Here is a 2500-nt window from a genome sequence, read left to right as displayed (position 1 = left end):
GCGGATTTGCAATTTATTGCAAGTGGTAGGAGAGCGTTCTGTAAGCCTGTGAAGGTGCGTTGTAAAGCGTGCTGGAGGTATCAGAAGTGCGAATGCTGACATGAGTAGCGTTAAAGGGGGTGAAAAGCCCCCTCGCCGTAAGCGCAAGGTTTTCTACGCAACGTTCATCGGCGTAGAGTGAGTCGGCCCCTAAGGCGAGGCAGAGATGCGTAGCTGATGGGAAACAGGTCAATATTCCTGTACCGATTGTTAGTGCGATGTGGGGACGGATCTTAATAGGTCATCCAGTTATTGGATTATTCTGGTTTAGTTGGATGTAGGCGTGCATTAGGCAAATCCGGTGCACATATACCGAGGCCAACGATCGAGCGGACTTGTCCGTGAAGTGACTGAACGAGGTTCCAGGAAAAGCCACTAAGCTTCAGCTAACAACGACCGTACCGCAAACCGACACTGGTGCGCGAGATGAGTATTCTAAGGCGCTTGAGAGAACTCAGGAGAAGGAACTCGGCAAATTGACACCGTAACTTCGGAAGAAGGTGTGCCCTATTAGTGTGTAGTGAACAACGAAGCATGAATGGGTTGCAAAAAATCGGTGGCTGCGACTGTTTATTAAAAACACAGCACTCTGCAAACACGAAAGTGGACGTATAGGGTGTGACGCCTGCCCGGTGCTGGAAGATTAAATGATGGGGTGCAAGCTCTTGATTGAAGTCCCAGTAAACGGCGGCCGTAACTATAACGGTCCTAAGGTAGCGAAATTCCTTGTCGGGTAAGTTCCGACCTGCACGAATGGCGTAACGATGGCCACACTGTCTCCTCCTGAGACTCAGCGAAGTTGAAATGTTTGTGATGATGCAATCTCCCCGCGGAAAGACGGAAAGACCCCATGAACCTTTACTGTAGCTTTGTATTGGACTTTGAACAGATCTGTGTAGGATAGGTGGGAGGCTTTGAAGCAGGGTCGCTAGATCTTGTGGAGCCAACGTTGAAATACCACCCTGGTGTGTTTGAGGTTCTAACCTAGGTCCATTATCTGGATCGGGGACAGTGCATGGTAGGCAGTTTGACTGGGGCGGTCTCCTCCCAAAGCGTAACGGAGGAGTTCGAAGGTACGCTAGTTACGGTCGGACATCGTGACGATAGTGCAATGGCATAAGCGTGCTTAACTGCGAGACTGACAAGTCGAGCAGATGCGAAAGCAGGACATAGTGATCCGGTGGTTCTGTATGGAAGGGCCATCGCTCAACGGATAAAAGGTACTCTGGGGATAACAGGCTGATACCGCCCAAGAGTTCATATCGACGGCGGTGTTTGGCACCTCGATGTCGGCTCATCTCATCCTGGGGCTGTAGCCGGTCCCAAGGGTATGGCTGTTCGCCATTTAAAGAGGTACGTGAGCTGGGTTTAAAACGTCGTGAGACAGTTTGGTCCCTATCTTCCGTGGGCGCTGCAGATTTGAGGAAGCCTGCTCCTAGTACGAGAGGACCGGAGTGGACACACCTCTGGTGTATCGGTTGTCACGCCAGTGGCATTGCCGAGTAGCTAAGTGTGGAAGAGATAACCGCTGAAAGCATCTAAGCGGGAAACTCGTTTCAAGATGAGATCTGCCGGGGCCTTGAGCCCCCTAAAGAGTCGTTCAAGACCAGGACGTTGATAGGTCAGGTGTGGAAGCGCAGTAATGCGTTAAGCTAACTGATACTAATTGCTCGTGCGGCTTGACCCTATAACTTTGATCAATCTGATCAAGGTGTTATGCCAAGTTGACGCATTCAAAATAATTCGCCAAAAGCTGATTCCAAACTCTATGAATTCGTTTGATTGATCGTGTGATCAGTCAGACAACCCTTTATGCCTGATGACCATAGCGAGTTGGTACCACTCCTTCCCATCCCGAACAGGACAGTGAAACGACTCAGCGCCGATGATAGTGCGGGTTCCCGTGTGAAAGTAGGTCATCGTCAGGCTCTTACAGCCCAGAAAACCCCAGTCAGCAATGACTGGGGTTTTTTGCTTTGCGCGAAGCAAAGACCGAATACATAAAAAGCGCCAACTCGAAAGAGATGGCGCTTTTTTATTGGAGCAAACAAGCACCAATCAGCTATTACAGATCCCTGATGCATCGGATTGCGCCGCGCCGACCGCAACTAGCTCTGCAAGCAGGTCCGACGTCAGAGCCACCAGCGTCTCACCGGCAAAGAATCGAGCTCGGATCAGCTCGAAATACGGCGTCCCACCAAGCCACAATCCCCACTCCGCGTGCGACACCGCGTGCAGCTCCAGAAGCTTGAACTTCATCAGCACCTTCATCGCGTGGCGCGCGTGCTTCACAGGGTCTCGCTGCAAGCCAGACAGCCGCCGGCGCGCCGTCTGCAACGCGCGCTCCACATCGGCGAAGACTCCTCCATGACCAGGAATCACCTGCCGCGGTGCTAATTTCTCGATCAGATCAAGCGTTGCCGCGATGTCCCCGAACGAGGGCTCGCCCATCAGCTCCGGA

2 rRNA genes and 1 pseudogene (1 of these 3 cut by a window edge) are annotated in these 2500 nt (G+C 52.0%); 2 read left to right on the top strand and 1 reads right to left on the bottom strand.

Going from position 1 to position 2500, the window contains the following annotated elements:
* Positions 1-1726, top strand: a 23S ribosomal RNA gene (locus AC07Q9_RS31540) (it extends 1150 nt beyond the left edge of the window).
* A 128-nt stretch (positions 1727-1854) separates the two neighbouring features.
* Positions 1855-1967: ribosomal RNA gene (gene rrf / locus AC07Q9_RS31535) — 5S ribosomal RNA — on the top strand.
* Between the two features lie 130 nt (positions 1968-2097).
* On the opposite strand, the pseudogene AC07Q9_RS31530 reads toward rrf, so the two are convergent.
* Positions 2098-2500 (bottom strand): annotated as a pseudogene (locus AC07Q9_RS31530) (MBL fold metallo-hydrolase); the annotation flags it as partial.

The sequence above is a fragment of the Variovorax sp. GW821-FHT09A10 genome (genome assembly GCF_059418385.1).
The sequence above is the reverse complement of the archived record's forward strand: the minus strand, read 5'-3'. Positions and strand labels throughout refer to the sequence as shown.